General features: G+C 70.5%; 13 protein-coding genes. 4 read left to right on the forward strand and 9 right to left on the reverse strand.

Going from position 1 to position 20,438, the window contains the following annotated elements:
* Positions 1–755 precede the first annotated feature (755 nt).
* On the forward strand, positions 756–1,826 hold the full coding sequence (locus Manayef4_RS16115; protein WP_011438432.1) for a hypothetical protein: 1,071 nt from the start codon (positions 756–758) through the stop codon (positions 1,824–1,826).
* 90 nt (positions 1,827–1,916) lie between these two features.
* On the opposite strand, the gene Manayef4_RS16120 is transcribed toward Manayef4_RS16115, so the two are convergent.
* Positions 1,917–2,771, reverse strand: coding sequence for a TetR/AcrR family transcriptional regulator (locus Manayef4_RS16120; protein WP_254665688.1), 855 nt, complete (start codon positions 2,769–2,771; stop codon positions 1,917–1,919).
* 22 nt (positions 2,772–2,793) lie between these two features.
* Here Manayef4_RS16120 and Manayef4_RS16125 point away from each other — a divergent pair, with 22 nt between their 5' ends.
* Complete coding sequence (locus Manayef4_RS16125; RefSeq protein ID WP_070132134.1) at positions 2,794–5,160, forward strand: MMPL family transporter; 2,367 nt, start codon at positions 2,794–2,796, stop codon at positions 5,158–5,160.
* Here Manayef4_RS16125 and Manayef4_RS16130 read toward each other — a convergent pair.
* The 6 genes from Manayef4_RS16130 to Manayef4_RS16155 form a co-directional block, all read right to left on the reverse strand.
* Positions 5,120–6,727, reverse strand: a complete 1,608-nt coding sequence (locus Manayef4_RS16130) for a glutamine synthetase family protein (protein WP_011438429.1) — start codon at positions 6,725–6,727, stop codon at positions 5,120–5,122. The genes Manayef4_RS16125 and Manayef4_RS16130 overlap by 41 nt on opposite strands.
* An 11-nt stretch (positions 6,728–6,738) precedes the next feature.
* Complete coding sequence (locus Manayef4_RS16135; protein WP_070132129.1) at positions 6,739–8,889, reverse strand: IucA/IucC family protein; 2,151 nt, start codon at positions 8,887–8,889, stop codon at positions 6,739–6,741.
* Complete coding sequence (locus Manayef4_RS16140) at positions 8,886–10,328, reverse strand: SidA/IucD/PvdA family monooxygenase (RefSeq protein ID WP_070132135.1); 1,443 nt, start codon at positions 10,326–10,328, stop codon at positions 8,886–8,888. Before Manayef4_RS16140 ends, Manayef4_RS16135 begins: the two co-directional genes overlap by 4 nt.
* A gap of 71 nt (positions 10,329–10,399) precedes the next feature.
* Positions 10,400–12,418, reverse strand: a complete 2,019-nt coding sequence (locus Manayef4_RS16145) for an IucA/IucC family protein (protein WP_011438426.1) — start codon at positions 12,416–12,418, stop codon at positions 10,400–10,402.
* Positions 12,415–14,124: a pyridoxal-dependent decarboxylase gene (locus tag Manayef4_RS16150; RefSeq protein WP_070132130.1), complete on the reverse strand. Its 1,710-nt coding sequence runs from the start codon at positions 14,122–14,124 to the stop codon at positions 12,415–12,417. Before Manayef4_RS16150 ends, Manayef4_RS16145 begins: the two co-directional genes overlap by 4 nt.
* Before the next feature lie 161 nt (positions 14,125–14,285).
* Positions 14,286–15,908: a diaminobutyrate--2-oxoglutarate transaminase family protein gene (locus Manayef4_RS16155; RefSeq protein ID WP_070132131.1), complete on the reverse strand. Its 1,623-nt coding sequence runs from the start codon at positions 15,906–15,908 to the stop codon at positions 14,286–14,288.
* A gap of 603 nt (positions 15,909–16,511) precedes the next feature.
* Between Manayef4_RS16155 and Manayef4_RS16160 the strand changes: the two genes are divergently transcribed.
* Positions 16,512–17,930, forward strand: a complete 1,419-nt coding sequence (locus tag Manayef4_RS16160) for a diaminopimelate decarboxylase (RefSeq protein ID WP_070132132.1) — start codon at positions 16,512–16,514, stop codon at positions 17,928–17,930.
* Positions 17,931–18,302: 372 nt separating this feature from the next.
* A complete protein-coding gene (locus Manayef4_RS16165; protein ID WP_011438422.1) occupies positions 18,303–18,749 on the forward strand; it encodes a hypothetical protein in 447 nt (148 codons plus the stop codon).
* A gap of 230 nt (positions 18,750–18,979) precedes the next feature.
* On the opposite strand, the gene Manayef4_RS16170 is transcribed toward Manayef4_RS16165, so the two are convergent.
* Together Manayef4_RS16170 and Manayef4_RS16175 are read right to left on the reverse strand one after the other, a co-directional pair.
* Positions 18,980–19,816, reverse strand: coding sequence for an ATP-binding protein (locus Manayef4_RS16170; RefSeq protein ID WP_070132133.1), 837 nt, complete (start codon positions 19,814–19,816; stop codon positions 18,980–18,982).
* A 225-nt stretch (positions 19,817–20,041) separates the two neighbouring features.
* The coding region (locus Manayef4_RS16175) for a PP2C family protein-serine/threonine phosphatase (protein WP_139140105.1) at positions 20,042–20,438 on the reverse strand (397 nt) is incomplete at its 5' end.

Consider the following 20,438-nt stretch of genomic DNA (forward strand, 5'->3'; position numbering starts at 1 on the left):
CATGACGTCGGTGGGCATGACGTCGGTGGGCATGACGTCGGTGGGCATGACGTCGGCGAGAGGGTTGGTTCGAGTAGACAGCCCCCAGCCCCGGATGCCGTATCCGCCGTGGTGTCCCGGCGTACGCGATGGTGAGCGCGGCCACGGCGGYGGGCAGGTCGGCGAGCGCCGCCCGATCGTCCGTCCTCGGGATGGTCCGGCCGCGCGCCGGTCTTCCTTCCATGGCCATGATCGAAAGAGAGTAGGACGCCGTGAGCGATTCTGCCCATCCGGTGGCATCGGCGGGCCGTGTGGGGGTAGTTCTTTCGGATCGGTCCTGGAGTAACCGTTCCGGGCGCTTGGTCGGGTACTCTCCGTGGCACGGCGGGGTCATGCGCCGTGCTGGTGCGGCGCCGAGTGTTCGCTCCTTGTCCCAGAAGCGGTGGTTGTTCCCCCTCGAGAAAGATGGGGAGTGACGGACACGGTCGTAAGACCGATACTTTGACGCTCCAGCACCTGCATGTGGCGGACCGATCGTTCCCGGGTGGTCGAGAGGCGGAAGCGGTGAACCGGAACACGCGGGGAGGTACCGGCTACGACTCGGGCGGATGAGGCGTTGTGAACGGAGGTACGCAATCATGCGGTCCGGGGTGGCCGGGGGAYTCCCTACCCAGCCCGTCTGATAMCGCCGGCAATGCCRCACCAGATCCCCATCTGGACGTCATCACCGGTACGGGCTGTCCGTACCGAAGAAAGGTCACGAGAGAGGGGCGTCCGTGCGAACGCTCGAACCCACCAGCCTCGACCTMGACTCAATCGAGGTCGACAAACTCGCCAAGGGCATCACTCTGAGTCTGCTCATCCCGGCCCGTGGCCCGGAGGCGGCTCGAACTCTCGGCGACATCATCGCACTCAACCGGCAACGCTGGATGCAGGAGCGTAGCGTGCTGGACGAGATCGGCGTGGTTGTCGACCCGTCGTCGGACGGGGACGAACATGGCCTGATGCGCATCGCGACCGACGCGGGCGCCAGCTGGGTCGTGCGTGGGGAGTCGGTCCTGCAGCGTCACGCGGGCCGAGAGGCCACCACGACCGGCGGCAAGGCGGGTGCGATGCGTAGTCTCGCCTATCTTGCGTTCGGGAGTCGGCTCATCTTCCATGACGCCGATCTGGAAAGCTATGATCCATATACAGTGGGTGTCCTGGCTGCCGCCGCGACTGCCGATAACGCCCCGCTTTTCGTCAACGGAAGTTCGCGTAGAGTGACTGGYGACGGGCAGCCCGGGGGGCGAACCACCGAGATGCTGCGGTCGCTGTTGTCGAAACAGCTCGCCAGGTATGTGCCGTCCATCACTCGGACAATCCAGCCGCTGATCGGGGAGTTCGTCATCGACGCGGACGTCTTCGCGGCGCTGGCGTTCTCGCGGGGGTACGGCGTCGAGACGTCACTGAAGGTTCTGGCTCTCGATCTGCTCGACTACTCCGATAGTCTCCAGGTCGAACTACCGATCAAGTATCAGGTCGGCCAGCACTACCACAGCCTGGTCAAACAGTTCCATGAGATTAGTTTCACAATCGATGTCCTGGAGGCGTACTTTCAGCGTCGGCGGGTCGACCCGCACGTCGCCATCTGGCAGATCGCCGACAACTACGACCTGCTTTTCCCGGGTCGTACGTATGCGTTGCACCGGCCGCCGGGCTACGACGACACCGACTTCGTTCCGCGGCTCGGCTTCTACCAGCCGTTGGCCACGGCACCGGCTTATCAGGCGCGGTTGCCGGAGATCAAGAGTACCCGTCGGGTCGCGCTCGACGCACTGGGGCGGCGAATGCGGACCTCGGCCTGACCGTCCGGCGGCCGGTCGCCGGGCAGCTGAACCGCTGCCCGGCGACCACCGGACCGTCAATCACCGGACCGACTGGCCGGCACCGGGTGGTCACTTCGCGACCGGTCGGCCGGCCGGCGGGACGGGCATCACCGTGGCGAGGTTGTACCCGCCTCGCCACACGCGGATGATCGCGTCCGCCATCTGCCGGTCGAACAGTTCGTCGATGTCGTCAAGGGCGGGGGGGAGGTGCCCGAACATCTCCAAGGAGATGAAGCCGTGCAACTGGGTCCAGACGGCCAGGCACAMGGCGAGTCCGGCGGCGTCGATCGCGACGTCGTGGTCGCGTCCCCAGGCTTGCAGGCTGGCGCGCATCGGCGGGGTGAGCTGGGCGTCCACCGCGGCGGTGTCGATCATGCCGGCCCCGGTCGACTCGCTCATGCAGCGGAACAGCACCGCGACCGCGCGGTGCAGCTGTGTGATCATCCGGTCGTTGGTCGACGTGGCACAGGGAATGCCGGGACCGAAGATCAGTCCGTATTCCGTCGGGTGGTCCAGGGCCCAGCGGCGCTGCGCGCGGGCGACCTGGAGCCAGCGTCGTAGGTGGTCATGCGGATCGGCCGCGTCGAAGGCCGCCTCCAGGGCCTCCGCCAGCGAGGCGAACCCGTCCGCGACCAGTTCGGCCAGCAGGATCTCCCGGCTGTCCACGTAGCGGTACAGGGCCGATGGGGCCATGCCCATCACCCGGGCGACCCCCCGTAGGGAGAGCGCAGCCGGGCCACGCTCGRCCAGCTGGGCGCGCGCGGTCTGTTTGATCTCGTCGAGAGTGGCCTRCCGCAGTCGTTCGCGACGGGGAACCGGACTGCTCACCACGGTCATGGTGGGTCTCGACGAGAACGCTGTCAACTTTGCGAACGGATGCGTCTTGACACGAGCAGCGATCGCGAACACTGTTCTCTTCAGCATCGCCTGCTCTTCGGAGGGTTCCGTGTTTACTCCGCTCGTGGCGCTCGTGACGCGCCGCCCGYGTCTGGTCCTCGTCCTTACGCTCCTCGTGCTGCTCGGCGCCGGTGGGCTCGCGGGCGGTGCCTTCGGCAAACTCCAGACGGGGGGGTTCGACGATCCAGCGTCGGACTCCTCCCGAGCCGAGGACGTCCTGGACGCCCGCTTCCACGGCCGCCCGAACCTCCTCCTGTTGGTGACCGCCCGGGCGGGCGATGTCGACGACGCGGCGGTCGTCGCCGCGGGGAAGGAGGTTGCGGCCGATCTCGCCGCCCAGGCCGGGGCGAGGGACGTCGTGTCCTACTGGACGGGGGGCGGTCCGGCGCTGCGCTCGCGGGACGGTCGGCAGGCGCTCGTCGTCGCCAGTGTCCAGGACGATGACCAGGCCGCCGACATCGTTGATCATTATGGGTCGTGGGCGGACGCGCCGGGGGCGGTGACGGTCCGACCGGGTGGGGCCGCGACGGTCGGGGAGGACATCAGCGGACACGTCTCGGCCGACCTCGCCGCCGCCGAGTCGTTCGCCATTCCCATCACGTTGGCGTTGCTGGTCATCGCGTTMGCGGGCGTGGTCGCCGCCCTGCTGCCGCTGGGTATCGGGCTGCTCGGCATGCTGGGTGGCTTCGCCGCGCTTTCGGTGATCGGTGAGCTTACCGACGTGTCGATCTTCGCGGTGAACCTGGCGACGGCCCTCGGCCTGGGGCTGGGCATCGACTACTCGTTGCTGATGGTCAGCCGGTTCCGGGAGGAACTGGCGGCGGGTCGGGACCGCGCCACCGCGGTGGAGGGGACGGTCCGCTCGGCCGGCCGGACGATCCTGTTCAGTGGGGCGACGGTGATCGTGGCATTGGCCGTGATGCTCGTCTTCCCGCCGTTCTTCCTGAAGTCGATGAGCTACGCCGGGATCTCGGTGACCCTCGTCGCGATGCTGGCCGCCGTCGTGGCCCTGCCGGCGCTGCTGATGGTGCTCGGCGAGCGGGTCAACGCCTGGGGGATCGGCGGTCTGCTCGGGCTCGTGCGGCGTCGCCGCGCCGGTCGTGCCCGGGGCGGCGAGGCGATCGGGCCCGCGGGCGCGGCGGGGTCGGCGCCGGTCGGGTCGGCGCCGGTCGGGTCGGCGCCGGTCGGGTCGGCGCCGGTCGTGGTGCGGGAGGCGGCCGACTCGCCGTTCTGGCGTCAGGTCGCCGGCACCGTGATGCGCCACCCCGTGCTCACCGGCCTGCCGGTGATCGCGGTTCTGCTCGTCCTCGGGGCGCCCTTTCTGCACGTGAACTTCGGCACCCCGGACGACCGGGTGCTGAAGCCGGGCTCGGCGGACAGCCGGATCGTCGGTGACGCCCTGCGGGGCGCGTTCGCCGCCGACATCGGCGGCGCGCTCGACGTCGTCGTCCAAGCCACCGGGCCGGGCATGATCGACCGGTCCGCGCTCGCCTCCTACGCGACCGCGCTGTCCGAACTGCCGGACGTGGCCCGGGTCGACAGCGCCCTCGGGTCCCACATCGACGGGCGCCGGGTCGTACCGCCCGGTCCGGCCAGCCGCCGGTTCGCGATCGCCGGAGCGGATTCCCTCCAGGTCGTACCTGCGGTGGACTATGCGTCGGACCATGCGCAGGCCCTCGTCCGGGCCGCGCGTGCGGTGCCGGCGCCCGTGGGGACCAGCGTGCTGATCGGTGGCGCATCCGCCGTCCTGGTAGACGGCARGACCACGATCGCCGACCGTCTCCCKGTCGCCCTCGGGCTGATCGCGCTGGCGACCTTCGTGCTGCTGTTCCTGTTCACCGGCAGCGTGCTGCTACCGGTGAAGGCCATCGTGCTCAACGGGCTGGCGATGTGCGCCGTGTTCGGCGCCTCAGTGTGGATCTTCAGTGACGGCCACCTGTCCGGGTTCCTCGACTTCACCCCAGGCCCGCTGGACACCTCCATGCCGGTCCTGCTCTTCTGTATCGCCTTCGGGCTCTCGATGGACTACGAGGTCTTCCTGCTCTCCCGGATCAAGGAGGCGCACGACGCCGGCGCGCCCAACACCGAGGCGGTCGCCACCGGGCTCGCCCGGGTCGGGCGGATCGTCAGCACCGCCGCCGCGCTGCTCGCCGTCACCTTCGTCGCGTTCGGTACCTCGTCGGTCCGGTTCATCCAGATGTTCGGGATCGCCACCGCGCTCGCGATCGTGCTCGATGCCACCCTCATCCGCGGGGTGCTGGTCCCCGCCTTCATGCGGGTGGCCGGCGACTACAACTGGTGGGCCCCTGGCCCCTTGCGGACTTTGTATCGGCGGTTCGGACTACGCGAATACTCCGTCCCGGAGCAGGGCGGGGTCAGAACCGTTCAAAGCCGCGCCGGCGCTCCCAGTCGGTGACGGTCCGCTCGTAGCCGGCGAGCTCGACTTCGGCCGCATGGGCCAGATGGGCGACGACCCGATCACCGAAGGCGGCCCGGGCCACCGCACTGGCGCGCCATCGGTCCACCGCCTCCCGCAACGTCGCGGGCAGCCGTGGCACGTCCGGCATGGTGAAGGCGTTGCCCACCCGTCCGGGTTCGAGCGGGAGACGGTGCTCGATGCCGTAACGGCCGGCCGCGATCATCCCGGCGACGGCGAGGTAGGGATTCGCGTCACCGCCCGGCACCCGATGTTCGACGCGCAGGCCCGGCCCGTCGCCGACCACCCGTATGGCGCAGGTCCGGTTGTCCCGTCCCCAGCTGACTCCGGTCGGAGCGAATGAGCCCGGTGCCAGGCGCTTGTACGAGTTCACGTTGGGCGCGTACAGCAACGCGAAATCGGCCATGCAGGCGAGCTGCCCGGCCACGAACGAGCACATCAGCGCGGACATCCCGGCGATGTCGTCGCGAGAGCCGGGGGGTGGGAAACCGGGGGGTGCGATGCCCGGTGGGGCCAAGCCGGGGTGCCGGACGAGCGCCCCCTCACCTTCGGGGGACGGCGCGAACACACACGCCCCGTCCGTCCCGCGCAGGGACAGATGAACATGGCAGGAGTTCCCCTCGCCCTCGTCGTACTTCGCCATGAAGGTCAGGGCCTGCCCGCCCGCCGCGGCGATTTTCTTGGCGGCGGTCTTGTAGAGGGTGTGGTTGTCGCAGGCCTGCATCGCATCGGCATACCGGAACACGATCTCGAACTGTCCCGGATGGACCTCCCCGCGCGCGGACTCGACCGCCACCCCGATGCCGGCCATCGCCCGCCGGAGGCGTCGGACCAGATCGTCCAGGCCTTCCGTGCCGGAAAGCGCGTAGTCGATGTTGTAACGGCTGGCCGGGGTGAGATCGGTATAGGAGCGCCGCGCAGCTCGACGGTAGGACTCGCGGAAGACCAGGAACTCCAGCTCCGTCCCGGCGAAGGCGGTCAGACCGGAGGCTGCGAGCGCGTCGAGCTGTCGACGCAGYACGGCACGGGGAGCGACGCCCACCGGGGACCCGTCCGGCCAGAACGCGTCCGCGAACACCACCGCGTCGGACGGATGCCAGGGTGCGCGGCGCAACGTGGTGAGGTCGGGCTGGAGCCGTAGATCACCGAAGCCGTCGTACCAGGGCGAGTGGGGGTAGCCTCCGTCGGTCTTCATGTCGACGTCGACGGCGTGCAGGTAGGTGCAGGCGCCGAGGCCATCGGCGAGCACCGGTCCGGTGAAGTGCTCCGGGGACACGGCGCTGCCGACGAGCCGGCCCTGCAGGTCGACGGTGGCGACGATGATCTCCTCGACCGGTTCGGCTCCGGCCAGCAGGTCACGCAGCACTCCCCGGCCGGCCGCGTTCTCCCCGAGCGCCTGATCGGACGATGACCCGGGGCCGATCGGGCGGGGCTGGACCCGCGGTGCGGGCCGCCCGATCGGCTCAGGTGGCTCAAGCGGGTCCGGGGGGTCGGGACGGGCCGGAACCTGGGCCGATGGCGGGGTCGGAACCGGCGACGATGTCATGCGTTCTCCGTTCATGCCGTAGGCGGCGCCGGTTCCGTCGGGGCTGCCGGTCGCGCCGGGCCCGTCGTGAGGGTGGACACATCGTGCAGTGGGTTCGCGACCTCGCCGTGTATCAGGTCGAAGCCTCCGTCCCGGTCGGCGCGATCGTGGAACCCGGCGCCCGCGAACTGCTCGCGGTTCAGGCAGACCCGACCGAACGCCGGCCCGAGGAGATCGATCGAGGCGAACCGCTCCCGCAGGGCCGGGAACYTCGCGTGGTACTGGTCGACCGTCGCCCGCACGAGCCGCCAGAACTGGTTCTCGTCCACATCGAGATGATCCGCCACGAGCACCGCGAAGAAGCGGAAGYGCYCGGCGAACACCGCCGAGAGCAGGGAGTGGGCCAGGACCGGGCCGGGCCACCGCCGGCAGTGCTCGACCGCCTCCGGTGGCATCCCCCGCCGCTCGGGGAACTCGCCGGACACCAGTTCGATGTCCGCGCCGAAGTCCTTCACGGCTATGCGGCGGGGCATCTCCTCGGCATCGAAGATGCACAGGACGTTCTCGCCGTGCGGCGTGAAGGCCACGCCGTACCGGTACAGGTAGTGCAGCAGCGGCGGCAGGAGAGCGGCGAACAGCGCGGCGAGCCAGTCGTGCGCCGGCCGGCCCGAGCGGGYCACGAGCTCGGCGACGACTGCCCGACCGTCGGAGCCGACCGCCAGCAGGGAYGCGACGCTGCGCGCCCGCTCCCCGCCGTCGAGAAACCGCTCCACCGGATCACGCCAGAGCACGYCGAGTAGTTCGTGGAGGCGGTAGGGCGCGTCGGGGACGGCGTCGTAGGCCGGGTGCCGGACGGTGGCGCCGGCGACCTCCGGAAGCGGGAGAACCCGGGTCACGTCGCGCAGGAAGGGATCCGCGTCGCGAAGCCCGAGCAGCCAGCTCGACATCGCCGGCCCGGCGATGGCATCAGCCGCCGACATCCCTCGCCACACCAGCGTGTTACGGATCATCAGCGCGAGCTTGACGTTCCGCCGGTCCGGCCGGTCGACGTTGGCGAGGGTGCGCACCGCCTGCAGGGGCAGGTACCGGTCCGGTGCTTCGCCCAGCGGTACCAGCAGGCCGGTGGCGATCTCGGCCGCATAGAGCGGCACGATTACGTTCTCCCACTGCCACGGGTGGACGGGTAGCCAGACATAGTCGGCGATCGTCGTACCGGCGGGTGGTCCGGCGGGTGGGGCGGAGAGGGGCGCGGGGCCCGGCCGGCGTGGCTCGTCCGGCAGGGCGCCGCGGAGCACATCGGTGAAGTGGGCGCGGGTCTGCTCGTCGAGTTCCGTGGTGAGCAGGTCGGGCACGGTCGGCGCGCCCTGGCCAGAAAGGTCGATGGCCTTGGGGGCGATGGCGCTGTACCGCCCGATCGCGCGGTGTGCGGCCACCCATCGCAGTCGGAAGGGCCGGCGCGCCTCGGGGGCGTAGACGGCCGCGGCCGCGCCGAAACCGAGCCGTCCCTTGTTCGCGACGAGACAGGGATGGCCGGTCTGGTACCCATCGAGCGCGACGAACGGCAGATCGGCGAGATCCACCGCGGGAATCGCCGTTCCGAGCAGATGATGATCGGCTGCCTGGGTGGCGAGCAGATCGCGTACCACGTCGGCGAGGACCGGATCGGACCAGCCGAGCAGGACCTGCATGTCCTGGAGAAAGCGGATCGGGTCGTCCGCCGGTGCGGTGCCCGGAACGGTCGGTGYGGTGCCCGGTTCGGGGGGGCTGCCGTCCGGGCCGGGCGGCGTAACCGAGCGGGTCAGCGTGGCGGCATCGATCCACCAGGACCCGAATGTGCCACGTCGGGCGGTGAAAGCGTATGTGACGCCCCCGGCTCGGAGCCGGTAACCCTGGATGGGACCCCGTCCGATCGGGGGGTGCCTGCGCCCGTCCGGGGTCACGCCGCGCACCGCGGGATCGCTCGTCCGTGCCGGTGCAGTGGGTGGCGGCCCGCCCGGGGAGCCCGCCGGCCCGGCCGTGGCATCCGCTGGCTCGTCGGGTTGCGGACTGAGTAGCTCCTCGTAGGCCATTTCGGCGATGAGCTTGGCCAGCAGGGCACGGCCGGCCTGCCGCCATCGGTCCGCCGACCCGGTCCGCCCCGGGGACGGTGCCGCGGGCGGTGGCGCGGACCATGACGTGGTCAACGCCCGGCCGTCCCGGCCGTCTTGGTCGGGGCCGGATCGCGCGGCCGTACGCGCCGCTCGCCTAAGGCCTGGCCGTTCCCGTCAGGCTGGCCCGACCGGGTGGGGACCCCGAAGGTCGTGAACGCCGACGGCGACGGCAGCCGGTAGGCGTCGCCGCCGGTCAGGTCGTCGAGGATGACCGCGGCGCGCCAGGCACCGAGGCCGAGGTCGGGCGTCACGACGCCGTGCGTGTGCAGCTCCGCGTTCTGGACGTAGACACGGCCGGTCAGACCGGCGTCGGTCGCCACCCGGTACCGGGCGTCGACGCGGAAGCGGCCCCTGTCGTCGACGTCGATCAGTCCGGCCATGGGATCGAGCAGGGTCGGCCGGCGGGCGGCGTATCCGGTCGCAAGCACCACCGCGTCGGTGTGGACGGGAAAGGCGCGGTTCTGATCGCGGTGGCGGCAGCCGAGAGTGATCTCACCGCCCCGGTCCCGCTGCGAGGCCGTCTCCACGACGACGCCCGGCAGCAGCGTCGCCGCCACGTCCGCCCCGCCGATCGTCCGTTCGTACAGCAGGTCGTAGATCTCCGCGATGGTGTCCGCGTCGATCCCCTTGTAGAGCTGCCACTGAGCCGGAACGAGCGTGTCCTTGGTCGTCTGCTCCAGACCGTGGAAATAGCGGACGAAGTCGGGGGTGAACTGTTCGAGGCCGAGTTTGGAGTACTCCATCGGTGCGAAGGCGGGGGTGCGGGTGATCCAGGTCAGCTGATGGCCGGTCACCGGTTGTGCGCGGAGCAGATCCGCGAACACCTCCGCCCCGGACTGTCCGGAGCCGACCACCGTGACCCGGGAAAGCCCCGCCAGCGCGGAACGCCGCTGCTGGTACTCGGCCGCATGGAAGGCCCGCCCGTTCGGCATCCCCGCGAAGGCCAGCGGCATGATCGGTTCGGTTCCGATCCCGAGGACCAGGTGCCGAGCGGTCACCACCCGTGTCGGGGACGCGCCGGACTGCCCTGCCTGATCGGACCGGTGGGGCTGGACGATCGTCACTTGGAACAGGCGGGTGTCGGGATCCCAGCGGACCGCCTCGACACGGGTGCCGAAGTGGGTGGAGTCGAGACCGTCGGCGACCCACCGGCAGTAGTCGTCATACTCCCGGCKGGGGATGTGGAACCGTTCGTAGAGATAGAAGCGGAAGAGCCGGTCATGCTMGCGCAGGTACGCCAGGAAGGACCATCTGCTGGTCGGGTCGATCAGGGTGACGAGATCGGCGAGGAACGGCACCTGCAGGGTCGTACCTTCCAACAGCAGGCCGGGATGCCAGCTGAAGGCCGGCGCCTGGTCGAAGAAGACGGCCCGCAGGCCGGGCAGCCCGTCGGCCAGGGCCGCAAGCGACAGGTTGAACGGCCCCAACCCGACCCCRACCACGTCGTAGGGCGGTTCGCCCCCCGCCGGCAGACCCGCGAACGCCGATCCGTCGTCGACGGTACGCGGGCGCTCGCCGCGAGCTGTGGACGGGGCGCGGAAGGTCACGAGGCCTCCAGGAGCGGGTTGGGGATCGGCACGTACACCGACTGAGTGGCCACCGGTCCGACCAGTTCGTCCCGCCCGTCCACGCAGGTGCGCAGGTTGGCCTTGCATGGCAGGGTGGGGGAGTCGAGCAGCCTGGTGATCAGTGCTCGGCGAGCGGCGGGTGGTCGCAGCCCCCGCCCGCGTGGGCCATCCTCGTCCAGCCGATGGAGYAGGCCACGCACCCGCCCGAGCAGGCGGCGCTCGTCCGCGACACCCGCGACCCCGAGCGCGCCGGCGAGGGCGAAGACGTTGTTCACGAACAGGTAGTAGATGGTCCTCTCGGCCACCAGCGCGTCATCGAAGATCGCGTTGAGCCCGGTACCGAAGCCGGGCAGCAGCTGCTGCACCTCCGCCGTGGCGGAGGTGGCCACGTAGTAGCCCTGGCTGTCGCGGTACCAGCCGGCGATCGGCCAGCCCGCCGCGTCCAGGGTGACCAGGGTGTTCTGCAGGTGGGCCTCGACGCCGATCCCGAAATGCAGGTAGAGGTCCACCACCGGGGCGGCTACCACGGTCAGGTAACGGTCGAACCAGGCGTCGGTCAGCGTCGGGAGGGGATCGCTCAGCGAGCCAGCCAGCGTCGTGAGGATCCGGGGAAGCATCGCCGTCCGGGCCCGGCCACGGCTGTCCGTGGTCCGCTCGGGCCTGGGCGCGATGAGTGCCGCGGCGCACACCACCCGGTCGACTGACCCGAACGGATTGACCCGGACGGCGGTCTCCAGCCCGACGCCGTCCTCGTCGCGCCCTCCGTCGCGCCGCTCGCCGGACCCGATCCGCAGCGGTGTTGCGGGGCCGGTTCGGGGCCGACCCTCCCCTCCCGGTCGGGTGACGGCCACCCAACCGGGCTCCCCGATGAGGCGGAAGTTCGGATGTCGGGCGGCGAGCGCCGCGCCGAGACCGGCGTCGATCAGCCTCGCGGTCATCGCGCCGAGCCGCAGCTCGTCGAGCTGCAGCACCCGGCGCGAGTTGGTGATCCGCATCCCCAGCGAGAGCTTGAGCATCACCGGGATCTCCGGCCGCCAGACGGTACGCAGCGACGAGGTGGGATACCACCGGTGCCCGGACACCCCGAGGTCGATCAGGCGGCCGTCCGCAAGCAGCTCGGCGACCGGTTCCCGCCTGCTGACCTCGTCCGCCTGCCAGGGATGCGCGGGTACCACGACGTAACCGGCGGGAATGTCCGGGCGATCGCGTCCGCCGGTCCGAGGGGACCCCGTGAGCCCGGGTGGGCCATGTCGGTCTGGTCCGGAACCGGACGCGGCCGAGAGGTCGGACTTCGGCTCCTCGGCCCCAGCGTCTTCCCTGGCCAGATCCGCCAGCAGCCGGATCAGGCCCCGGCCGTTCGTGCCGAGGGCCTGGTCCCGCCCTCCGGAGCGGGTCGTTGTACTGCCCGAGACGGTCACCACGGAGGGATGGGCTGCGAACCAGTGCAGCGCAAAGGACCCGCCGACTTCCGGAGAGTAGGTGGCCAGTGCCTCCGGCGAAGCCCCCTGGCGACTCTTGGCCGCCGGATGGAACGGATGACCGGTGATCAGGGCCTGCTCCGCGGCGAGGAACGGGGGGATGGTGGCCGGGTCCGGCCCGGGACCGCGGGCCGCGAGGCAGCTCGCGATCCAGCCGGCGGAATCGATGATCCTTCCCAGCGCCTGGGCGCCGAGAGCCGGCGGTAGCCCATCCCGCGTGACGACCTCTCGGACGAGCAGCGCGGCGAGCAGGCCCGCGTCCACCGGGGCTGGTTCGCGGGCCGCGCAAACCAGGCGTGGTGGTCCGAACCCGTGCCATCCGGCCGGGGAGTGGTGCGTCAACGTCGCCCGAACGGACAGGCCGGATGCGGGTAGGTCGATGCCGAGCGTCCGGGCGTCTGCCGGTAACCGGACGCCTGTCTCCCGCACCCAGCACCGCAGCAGAGTCTCCGTGACGATCTCGTCCGCGATGGTCGCGTCCGCGATGGCCTCGGACTGCGGTCGATCGCCGGTCACGACCGCCGCCGGGCCCTGGTGGAACCACCGGCGGCAAGGACGTCCCCGGTCTCGGCGATCAGCCCGAGCAGCGCGTCGACGTCCGCCGTGGTGGCGTCGGGATTGAGCAGAGTCAGCTTCAGGAAGACCGCGTGACGGGGACCGAGTTGGGTGCGCCCCACGACGGCCCGGCCGGCGACGAGCAGTTCCCGGCGCAGCCGGGCGTTGATCCGGTCCACCCGGTCGGGGGAGGGCGGGCCCGCGGGGCCGGATGCGGTGGGGCCGGACGCGGTCGGATCCGAGATGGCCTGTGGCGGCCGGTAGCGGAAGACGAGGGTGCTGAGTGTTACCGGGAAGGCGAGTTCGAGACGGGGGTCGGCGCGCACCGTCCGTGCCGCGTGCTGCGCGAGATCATGGCAGGCATCCACCCGGGCGCCGAGACCGTCGCGGCCGAGGGCCCGAAGGGTGACCGCGATGGGGAAGGCGTCCGCGCGGCGGGTGGTCCGCAGCGACCGGCCCAGCAGGCTGGTGAAGCCGGCCGCCTCGTCATCCTCCGGGTTGAGGTACTCCGCCCGTGTCGCGAGGCTGGCCCAGCCGTCGTCGCGGGCGGTGAGGAAGACCCCGGCCGGCGCCGGCTGCCAGCCGAGTTTGTGCAGATCCAGTGCGACCGAATCTGCGAGGTCGAGTCCGTCCAGCAGGCCGGCCAGCCGCTCGGACAGCAACGCGCCGCCGCCGTGGGCGGCGTCCACGTGAAACCAGCAGGCCGCCCTGCCGGACCTTGCCTCCATGCCCGATGGCCTGCTCGGGTCCTGCGACCCACCTAACCGGAGGCGATGTTCCTCGACCACCGCGGCGATCTGCCGAAGCGGGTCGACCGCGCCCGCATCGGTGGTACCAGCGGTGGCCACGACGATGGCCGGCCCGGCGTGCGCGGCCAGGGCGTGACGGAGCGCCTCGACGCGCATCCGGTGCCGGTCGTCGGTCTCGATGACCAGCACCGGAGGCGCGTCGATCGCGAGCAGGGACGCCGCCCGATCAATCGAGAAGTGTGCCGCCGCCGAACGGAACACCCGAGGTGCCGGCCGGTCCGCTCCTCGGTGCCCGGGGCCTCCTTGGTGCCCGGCATCGTGACCTGGGGCGGCCGGGCCCAAAGCGTCTTGCCCGGTCGGGCCACGGCGGGCCGCGTCCCGACCGAGGAACAGGCCCATCAGGTTCGATTCGGTCCCACCGGTGGTGATCGTGCCGGTGGCCCGGTCCGGATCGAAGCCGACCAGTGCGGCCAGGGTCGCGACGACCTCGGTCTCGATCGTCGTGGCCGCGGGAGCCTGGTCCCAGGAGTCCAGGGACGGATTGAGGGCGCTCACGGCGAGGTCGGCGGCGACCGCGACCGCCAGCGGAGGGCAGTGCAAATGGGCGGCGCACCACGGGTCCGCCGGGTCCGCGGAACCGGCGGCCAGGGCTTCGACCAGGCCGGTCAGCGCGGCCGACGGGCCGATTCCGGTCCTCGGTAGCAGGGTCCCTGTACTGTCCGGGGGGGCCGGATCGGCCGGGGCCGGATCGGCCGGGGCCGGATCGGCCGGGGCCGGATCGGCCGGGGCCGGATCGGCCGGAGTCAGGCCGAGGGCAGCTCTGGTCATGGCGCGCACCACCGGTGGACCACCGGCGGGCAGCGGGCCGCCGCGGATCCGGCGGCCATCGTCGAGGGCGGCCAACGCGAGATCGACCATCGGCCGTAGCCCCGGGAGGATGGGGATCTCCCGCCTCCGTGGACCGTCCGTGGACCCCCCGTTCCTCCGCCCCCGTTCCTCCGCCGACGTGGGCTTTCCGGCTGGTGCGGACTCTCCGGCCGGCGCGGTGGCGACAGGTGTGTCAGGGCTGCGCGGGGGGATCATCCGGCGGATCCGAACCGGACGTGGGCCTGATCGGCGGGTGGGTGTCCCAAAGCCGCGTGGACGGAGAGCCTGCGGACGGCGGCATCGATGGCGTCGGCGAGGATCGCGAGGACGCGATCGCCCTCCTCATCGCTGAGGATCAGCGGTGGCAACAGCCGGACGACCGCGCCGTGCCGCCCACCGAGCTCGATGATCAGGCCGCGGCGCAGACATTCGGCACGTACCAGACCGGCGAGTCTCGCGTCGGCGGGATGCGCGCCGACGAGGTCCGGGGCTGCGGTCGGATCGACCATCTCGGCGCCGAGCATCAGCCCGCGGCCGCGTACGTCGCCCACCTGCGGCCGGTTCCGGGCGATCTCTGCCAGGCCGGTGAGTAGGCGCGTGCCGAGTCGGGCGGCGCGTTCGTCGAGACGGTCCTCTCGCACCAGGCGCAGCGTGGCATGGCCCGCGGCCATCRCCAGCTGGTTTCCACGGAAGGTGCCGGTATGTGCCCCGGGCGCCCAGGTGTCCAGCTCAGACCGGTAGGCGATGACGGCCAGTGGCAGCCCGCCGCCGATCGCCTTGGACATGACGATGATGTCGGGGGTGATGCCGCTGTGCTGCGCGGCCCAGTACTTCCCGGTGCGACCGACTCCCGTCTGGACCTCGTCCAGGATCAGTGGGATGCCGCGGCGACGGGTGATCTCGCGGATGGCGCGGAGCCAGCCGTCAGGAGCGGGAACCACCMCGCCCTCACCCTGAACCGGTTCTACGATCAGTGCCGCCGGCCTGACTACCCCTCCGGCCGGGTCATCGAGGAGACGTTCGATGTAGCGGGCGGACAACTCGGCACCGTCCGGACCGGGGGCGCGACCGGACCCCACCCCGAACGGGCACCGGTAGGGGAAGGGGAACGGCAGCCGTACGACGGATGTCGATGGYGGCAGAGGATCTTTGACGGCGACGTTCCCGGTCACGGCCAGGGCACCCGCCGTCATTCCGTGGTATCCACCGGTGAACGCGAGGATGGTCTGGTTGCCCGTCACCGTCTGCGCGAGCTTGATGGCCGCCTCGACCGCGTCGGCGCCGCTCGGGCCGCAGAAGTGCAACTTCACATCGCTCCCCATGCCGGCCGGCAGGCAGCCACGGAGTTCGTCGGTGAAGGCGTCCTTCTCGGGGGTGGCGAGGTCGAGCGTGTGCAACGGGGCGCCTCGGGCAAGCATCGATGTGATCGCCTCGGTTACCACCGGATGGTTGTGTCCCAGCGCGAGCGTTCCGGCGCCGGCCAGGCAGTCCAGGTAGCGGCGGCCATCCGCGCCGAGAACCATGGTTCCGGACGCCCGGACAGGCACGATCGGGAGGGTCCGCGCATAGGTCCGTGCCGCCGATTCGCGCTGACGCTGACGCGCGAGGATCGTGGCCGGGTTCGCGGCGTCCGTGGGTGCGGACCTGGGACCCGTGGTGGGGGCTGCAGGCGTGGACCTGGCGGCGACGGGGGTCGTGGTCGGGGGGGTCGTGGTCGGGGGGGTCGTGGTCGCAGGGGGCGTCGTCGTGGCTCTCGTGGTTACGGAAGGCACGGTCGCGGGGGGCGCCGTGCGGCCGGCTGAGCCGCCGGCGGSGTCACGAGCGGAAACCGTCATCGCGGGCGACTCCCTTTCGCGCAGGCTGATTGAGGGAAGCCTAACTTAAGCCAGTCGCACCATGGTTGCTCCGCGCAAGGTTATGGTGGTGCCAAGCAGACGTGGTGGTCTCTTCATAGTCCGTCCRGGGGAGTCGGGTTGCGGCAGAAACATCGGCCTCAGGCTGTGGTGTTTGCGGCATGTCCACTACACGCCCGTTGATCAGAATCAGACAACCGGTTATGGCGGTGACGAACGTCCCGCGACCGTCCGGCGGCACGGAAGCCGGATGCGGTCCGTGTGATGTATCAGGCACCGTTTGCGGATCCGATCCGTGTTTCGTCGCCCCACCATCGGGCTAACCGACAGCGTCGGGTCCAGGTGGAGACCACCCATCCGAGACCACTGTCTGGACCACCCTTCTGGACCATGCGTCCGCACTCGGCAGCCCGCGCCACACGCCATCGCTCCTGTGCGCCTGGCGGCAGTGCGCCTGGCGGCAGTGCGCCTGGCGGCAGAGGGGATTGTCCTGTCCCTGGCGAGGGACGCGGCTGAGCTCGGACAACTGATGGAGTCTCGGACGACTGATGGAGTGACGACTGATTGGAGTGAGGAGTCGATCTGGTGGACCTGCCGCCCTCGGCCGCGCCGCTGCGCGCCCTGCCCGCCGAAAGCCTCCCCCGTCCGGTGTTGACCGCGGTGCGTGCCTGGCCGGCCGGCGCCGGAGAGGTCAGCGCCTACTTTTACGACCCGGCGGCGGCCGCGCGGAACGCCGCGGCGCTGCGGGCCTGCCTGCCCATGTGGGCGGAGGTCTGCTACGCGGTCAAGGCCAACAGCTTTCCGCCGATACTCGACGCCCTGTTGCGTGGGACCGGTCCGGACATCCCTCGGTCGGGGCGGGAACGGAGTGACTCCAGCCCGGGCGCCACCCCGACCGACGCCAGGAGCGACGCCAGGACCGGCGCCAGCGGTCGGGGCATCGACGGTTTCGAGGTCTCCTCCGCGCACGAGGTGCGCCTGGCGCAGGCAGCGTACGGCCGGGTCGACTCCGCCCGACGTCCCCGCCTGGTCGCATCCGGACCGGGAAAGTCGATGACCCTGCTTACCGCGCTGGTCTCGGCCGACGTCGACGTCGTCAACGTCGAGAGCTTCGGCGAACTGCGCCGCCTGGACGCCGTCGCGGCCCGGCTCGGCCGTCGGGTGCGGGCGGYGGTGCGCGTCAACCCGGCCCAGGTAGGCCTGGCAGGCTCCCTCCAAATGGGCGGTCGGCCGAGTGCGTTTGGCATCCCMGAAACGGAGGTCCCCGCCGCGCTCGAACTCGCGGCGGATCTGGCCCATATCGACGTCGTCGGATTCCATGTCCACGCAGTGTCCGGCAATCTCGATGCCGCCGCCCATCTGGGCTACGTCCGGTGGTGTCTCGATTTCGCCGTCCGGACGGCTGCCGTGGCCGGGATCGAGCTGCGGATGGTCGACGTGGGCGGTGGATTCGGGGTTCCGTTCGAACCGGACCGGCGCGGTGACCGGCCCTTTGACCTAATCCGATTTGGTGAGGGACTAAGTTCGCTGCCGGTGCCGGACGGAACTCGGGTAATCTTCGAGCCGGGGCGGATGCTGGTGGCCGACTCCGGCTGGTACGCCGCCGAGGTGATCGACGTCAAACATTCCTACGGGACGGAATTCGTGATTCTGCGTGGCGGAATTCATCATTTCGCGCTGCCGACATCGTGGGAGATCGTCCATAACTTCGCCGTCGTGGAGAGATCGGGCCGGAACGGTGGGCCGGAGCCGGAGCACACGCGGGAGGCGGTGGTCGAAGGTCGTCCGGTGACGGTGGTCGGGGAGCTGTGCACGCCGGAGGACACCCTCGCCCGTGACATCACGGTCGATCGGGTGCGGCCGGGTGACGTCGTCGTCTTCCCCATGGCGGGTGCGTACGGCTACGAGTTCGCACTGCCGGATTTCCTCGGCCACCCCCGGGCCCGGCGCATCGAGCTTCGGGGAACACGGCATGCTCCGTTCCCCACCGATCGGTCGAGCTGATCGGATACCCGGGAGAGGAATGTTCCTTCAGCACCAGGTAGCACCAGGTTCAAGCTCATCGCTCCAGCCGCCATGGCAGTTATTTCTGACATTCTAGACAATATTACTCCAAGTCGCATTTTTCGGGTTATTGACAATCTGTTGATGGGGCGATACGCAGTGTTTATCGACCTGGYGCCCAAACGGGACATTGCGGACGGCGGGGGCCGATGTGTCGTGGTTCTGGCCCGTTCGGCTGGTCAAAAGTAGGACTTCTGTCACAATGAATAGATAACTAGCAATCTATAGTGGCATTCCTATCAGATCAGCCGTGACTGCCGATCGGGAGTCACATCAGGACACGGCCGGGAGTATCGATCGGGGAGAAGACCCATGTTTTCGTACCTACATCGTCTCAGGACCATCAGCGTGCTCGGCGCGGCGACCCTTGTCGGCGGGCTGCTCGGCGGCGGTGGCTACGCCTACGCGCAGAGCGGTTTCACCGGCAACCCCTGGGTGTTCCGGGCGACCAACCAGAGCGCTGAGGGGCTTCGTATCCAGTCGACGGGCGGGCCCAACGGCCAGCTGTTCATCGTCTACGACCATCTGAACCAACCCATCTTCGCCGTCAACAAGGCCGGCGGCGCCGGCGTGTTCGGGGACAACTTCAACGTCCACCAGGGCAACGACATCCTGCATCCCTGGGTGCGGATCAGCGTCACCGATCCGCAGCCCGCCGACTGCGTGACCACGGGCCAGCTCGTCATCGGGGGCTCGACCGGTTCGGGTGGCCGCATCTGGCGGTGCGTCGTCGGGCAGGGATGGACGTCCGTCGTCTGACGGGACGTGGCCCGCGGCGGGGCGAGGCCCGCTTGGACGATCGTGACGTCACGCGGCGTCACGATTCAGTGCCGCATTGCTTTTCAAGTAGCGCACGCCATTTTGTAACCGRCGTCACAGAACCTCTGCGCTGACCCGCTGACCCGCTGACCCGCTGATCGGGTGATTCGCCAACCATGCCGGACCCATCCGCTGCGGGGGAGGGCCGGGCGGGGAATGACGTGACGGCGTCAGGGGCCGTTGGTGATGATCGTGACGGCCGCCTCGGCGTCGTTTGGCCGGGCCGCCTCCCAACCCGYGCGTGCCGCTCCGGTGCGGCCTGATCCGGCACGGTCCGATCCCGGCCGCCTCGACAGGACCGGGAAGGGGGACATCCCGAAGGCGGACGACAGCAGGGCCGATGCGGAGGCGGCCGGGGGACGTGGCGCGGGACGGATCGGTGGGGAGTACCGGGCGGCCGGGGCAGAGCGGGTCACAGTGGTGGGTTCGGTGGGTTCGGTGGGTTCGGCGGGTGACGACCCGTCGGCGGACGACGGCCCCTCGGGCAGCGAGGAGCTCCCGGCGCCCGGGGAGGCCGCGCCGTCGGCTTCGGGGACGGAGGCGGACCGCCGACCCACCACCGGCGCCGGCGGAACCGGMACGGGCAGGTCGAACCACAGGTACTTCCCTGACTCGACCGCCACCGTCCCCCAGCTGCCCGCCAACGTGTCGAGAACCAGCAGGCCGCGACCGCCCTCGGCGTCCGGCGCGACCTCACGCCGCTGCGGCAGAACCGTCGAGGTGTCCGACACGGACGCGTGGATCAGACCGGGCCGTATCTCGATAAGCAGCCACAGCGGCGGCTGCCCGTATTTGACCGCGTTCGTCACGAGCTCGCTGACGAGCAGCTCGGCGGTGCCGCGCAGGTCCTCGGGAAGGTCCGCCAGCCGGATGCCCTCGCGGAGCACCCTGCGGGCCTGCGGGACGGCGGAGGGCAGATAGGGGAGCTCGGCGAGTATGTGGGTTGCGGGTGGGCAACTGGACGTTGCCTGCCGTACCACATCCATCGGGACCGAAGACGCGCTCATCGACCACCAAGCCTGTGCGAGGATATCGAGGTGGCTCTACCCACTGGGTGGGGATTGAAGCCTCTGTTTCCGGATCGCACCTCTTGAGGCTATGTCGATCTGGCATCCGGTGCGGTGCCGGTGGCGCCTCCTTTCCGTGGGCCTTCGTGCCCGCGGGGCCCGGGGGGACGCCCGCGGGCGTAGCGGAGGCGCCTCGGAGGTACCCCGAAGCGTCCATCATGCCGGTCAGCCGGGCACGCGCGCCACGAGGATCGCGACATCGTCGCGCAGGTTGCCGCCGGCAAACCGCTCGGCGGCGGCCAGGACGCGATCCGCGATCCCCTGCGCTGACAGGCCTGCGCATCCCCCGATCGCGTCGAGGAGCCGGTCCTCGCCGAGYAGCTTCCCGCCATTGCGGGCCTCGATGACCCCGTCGGTGTAGAAGACCAGTGACTCGCCCGGGCGCAGGACGATCTCGAACCCCGGAAACGAGACCTCGTCGTCGTCGAGGACGCCGAGCAGGGTTCCCGGGCGACCGACGAGCGAGGCGCGCCCGTCGGCGTGCAGCACCACCGGCTGGGGATGGCCGGCGAGGAACAGCCGCAGTCGGATCCTGGTGCTGGTGCTGGTGCTGGTGCTGGTG

Source organism: Frankia sp. CgMI4, assembly GCF_001756285.1.
Lineage (GTDB): Bacteria > Actinomycetota > Actinomycetes > Frankiales > Frankiaceae > Frankia > Frankia casuarinae.

Coding starts and splice junctions, on each gene's coding strand:
- Manayef4_RS16150 (WP_070132130.1), bottom strand. CDS start 14,124: ATGGTCGATCTCGCGTTGGCCGCCCTCGACGATGGCCGCCGGATCCGC.
- Manayef4_RS16165 (WP_011438422.1), top strand. CDS start 18,303: ATGTTTTCGTACCTACATCGTCTCAGGACCATCAGCGTGCTCGGCGCG.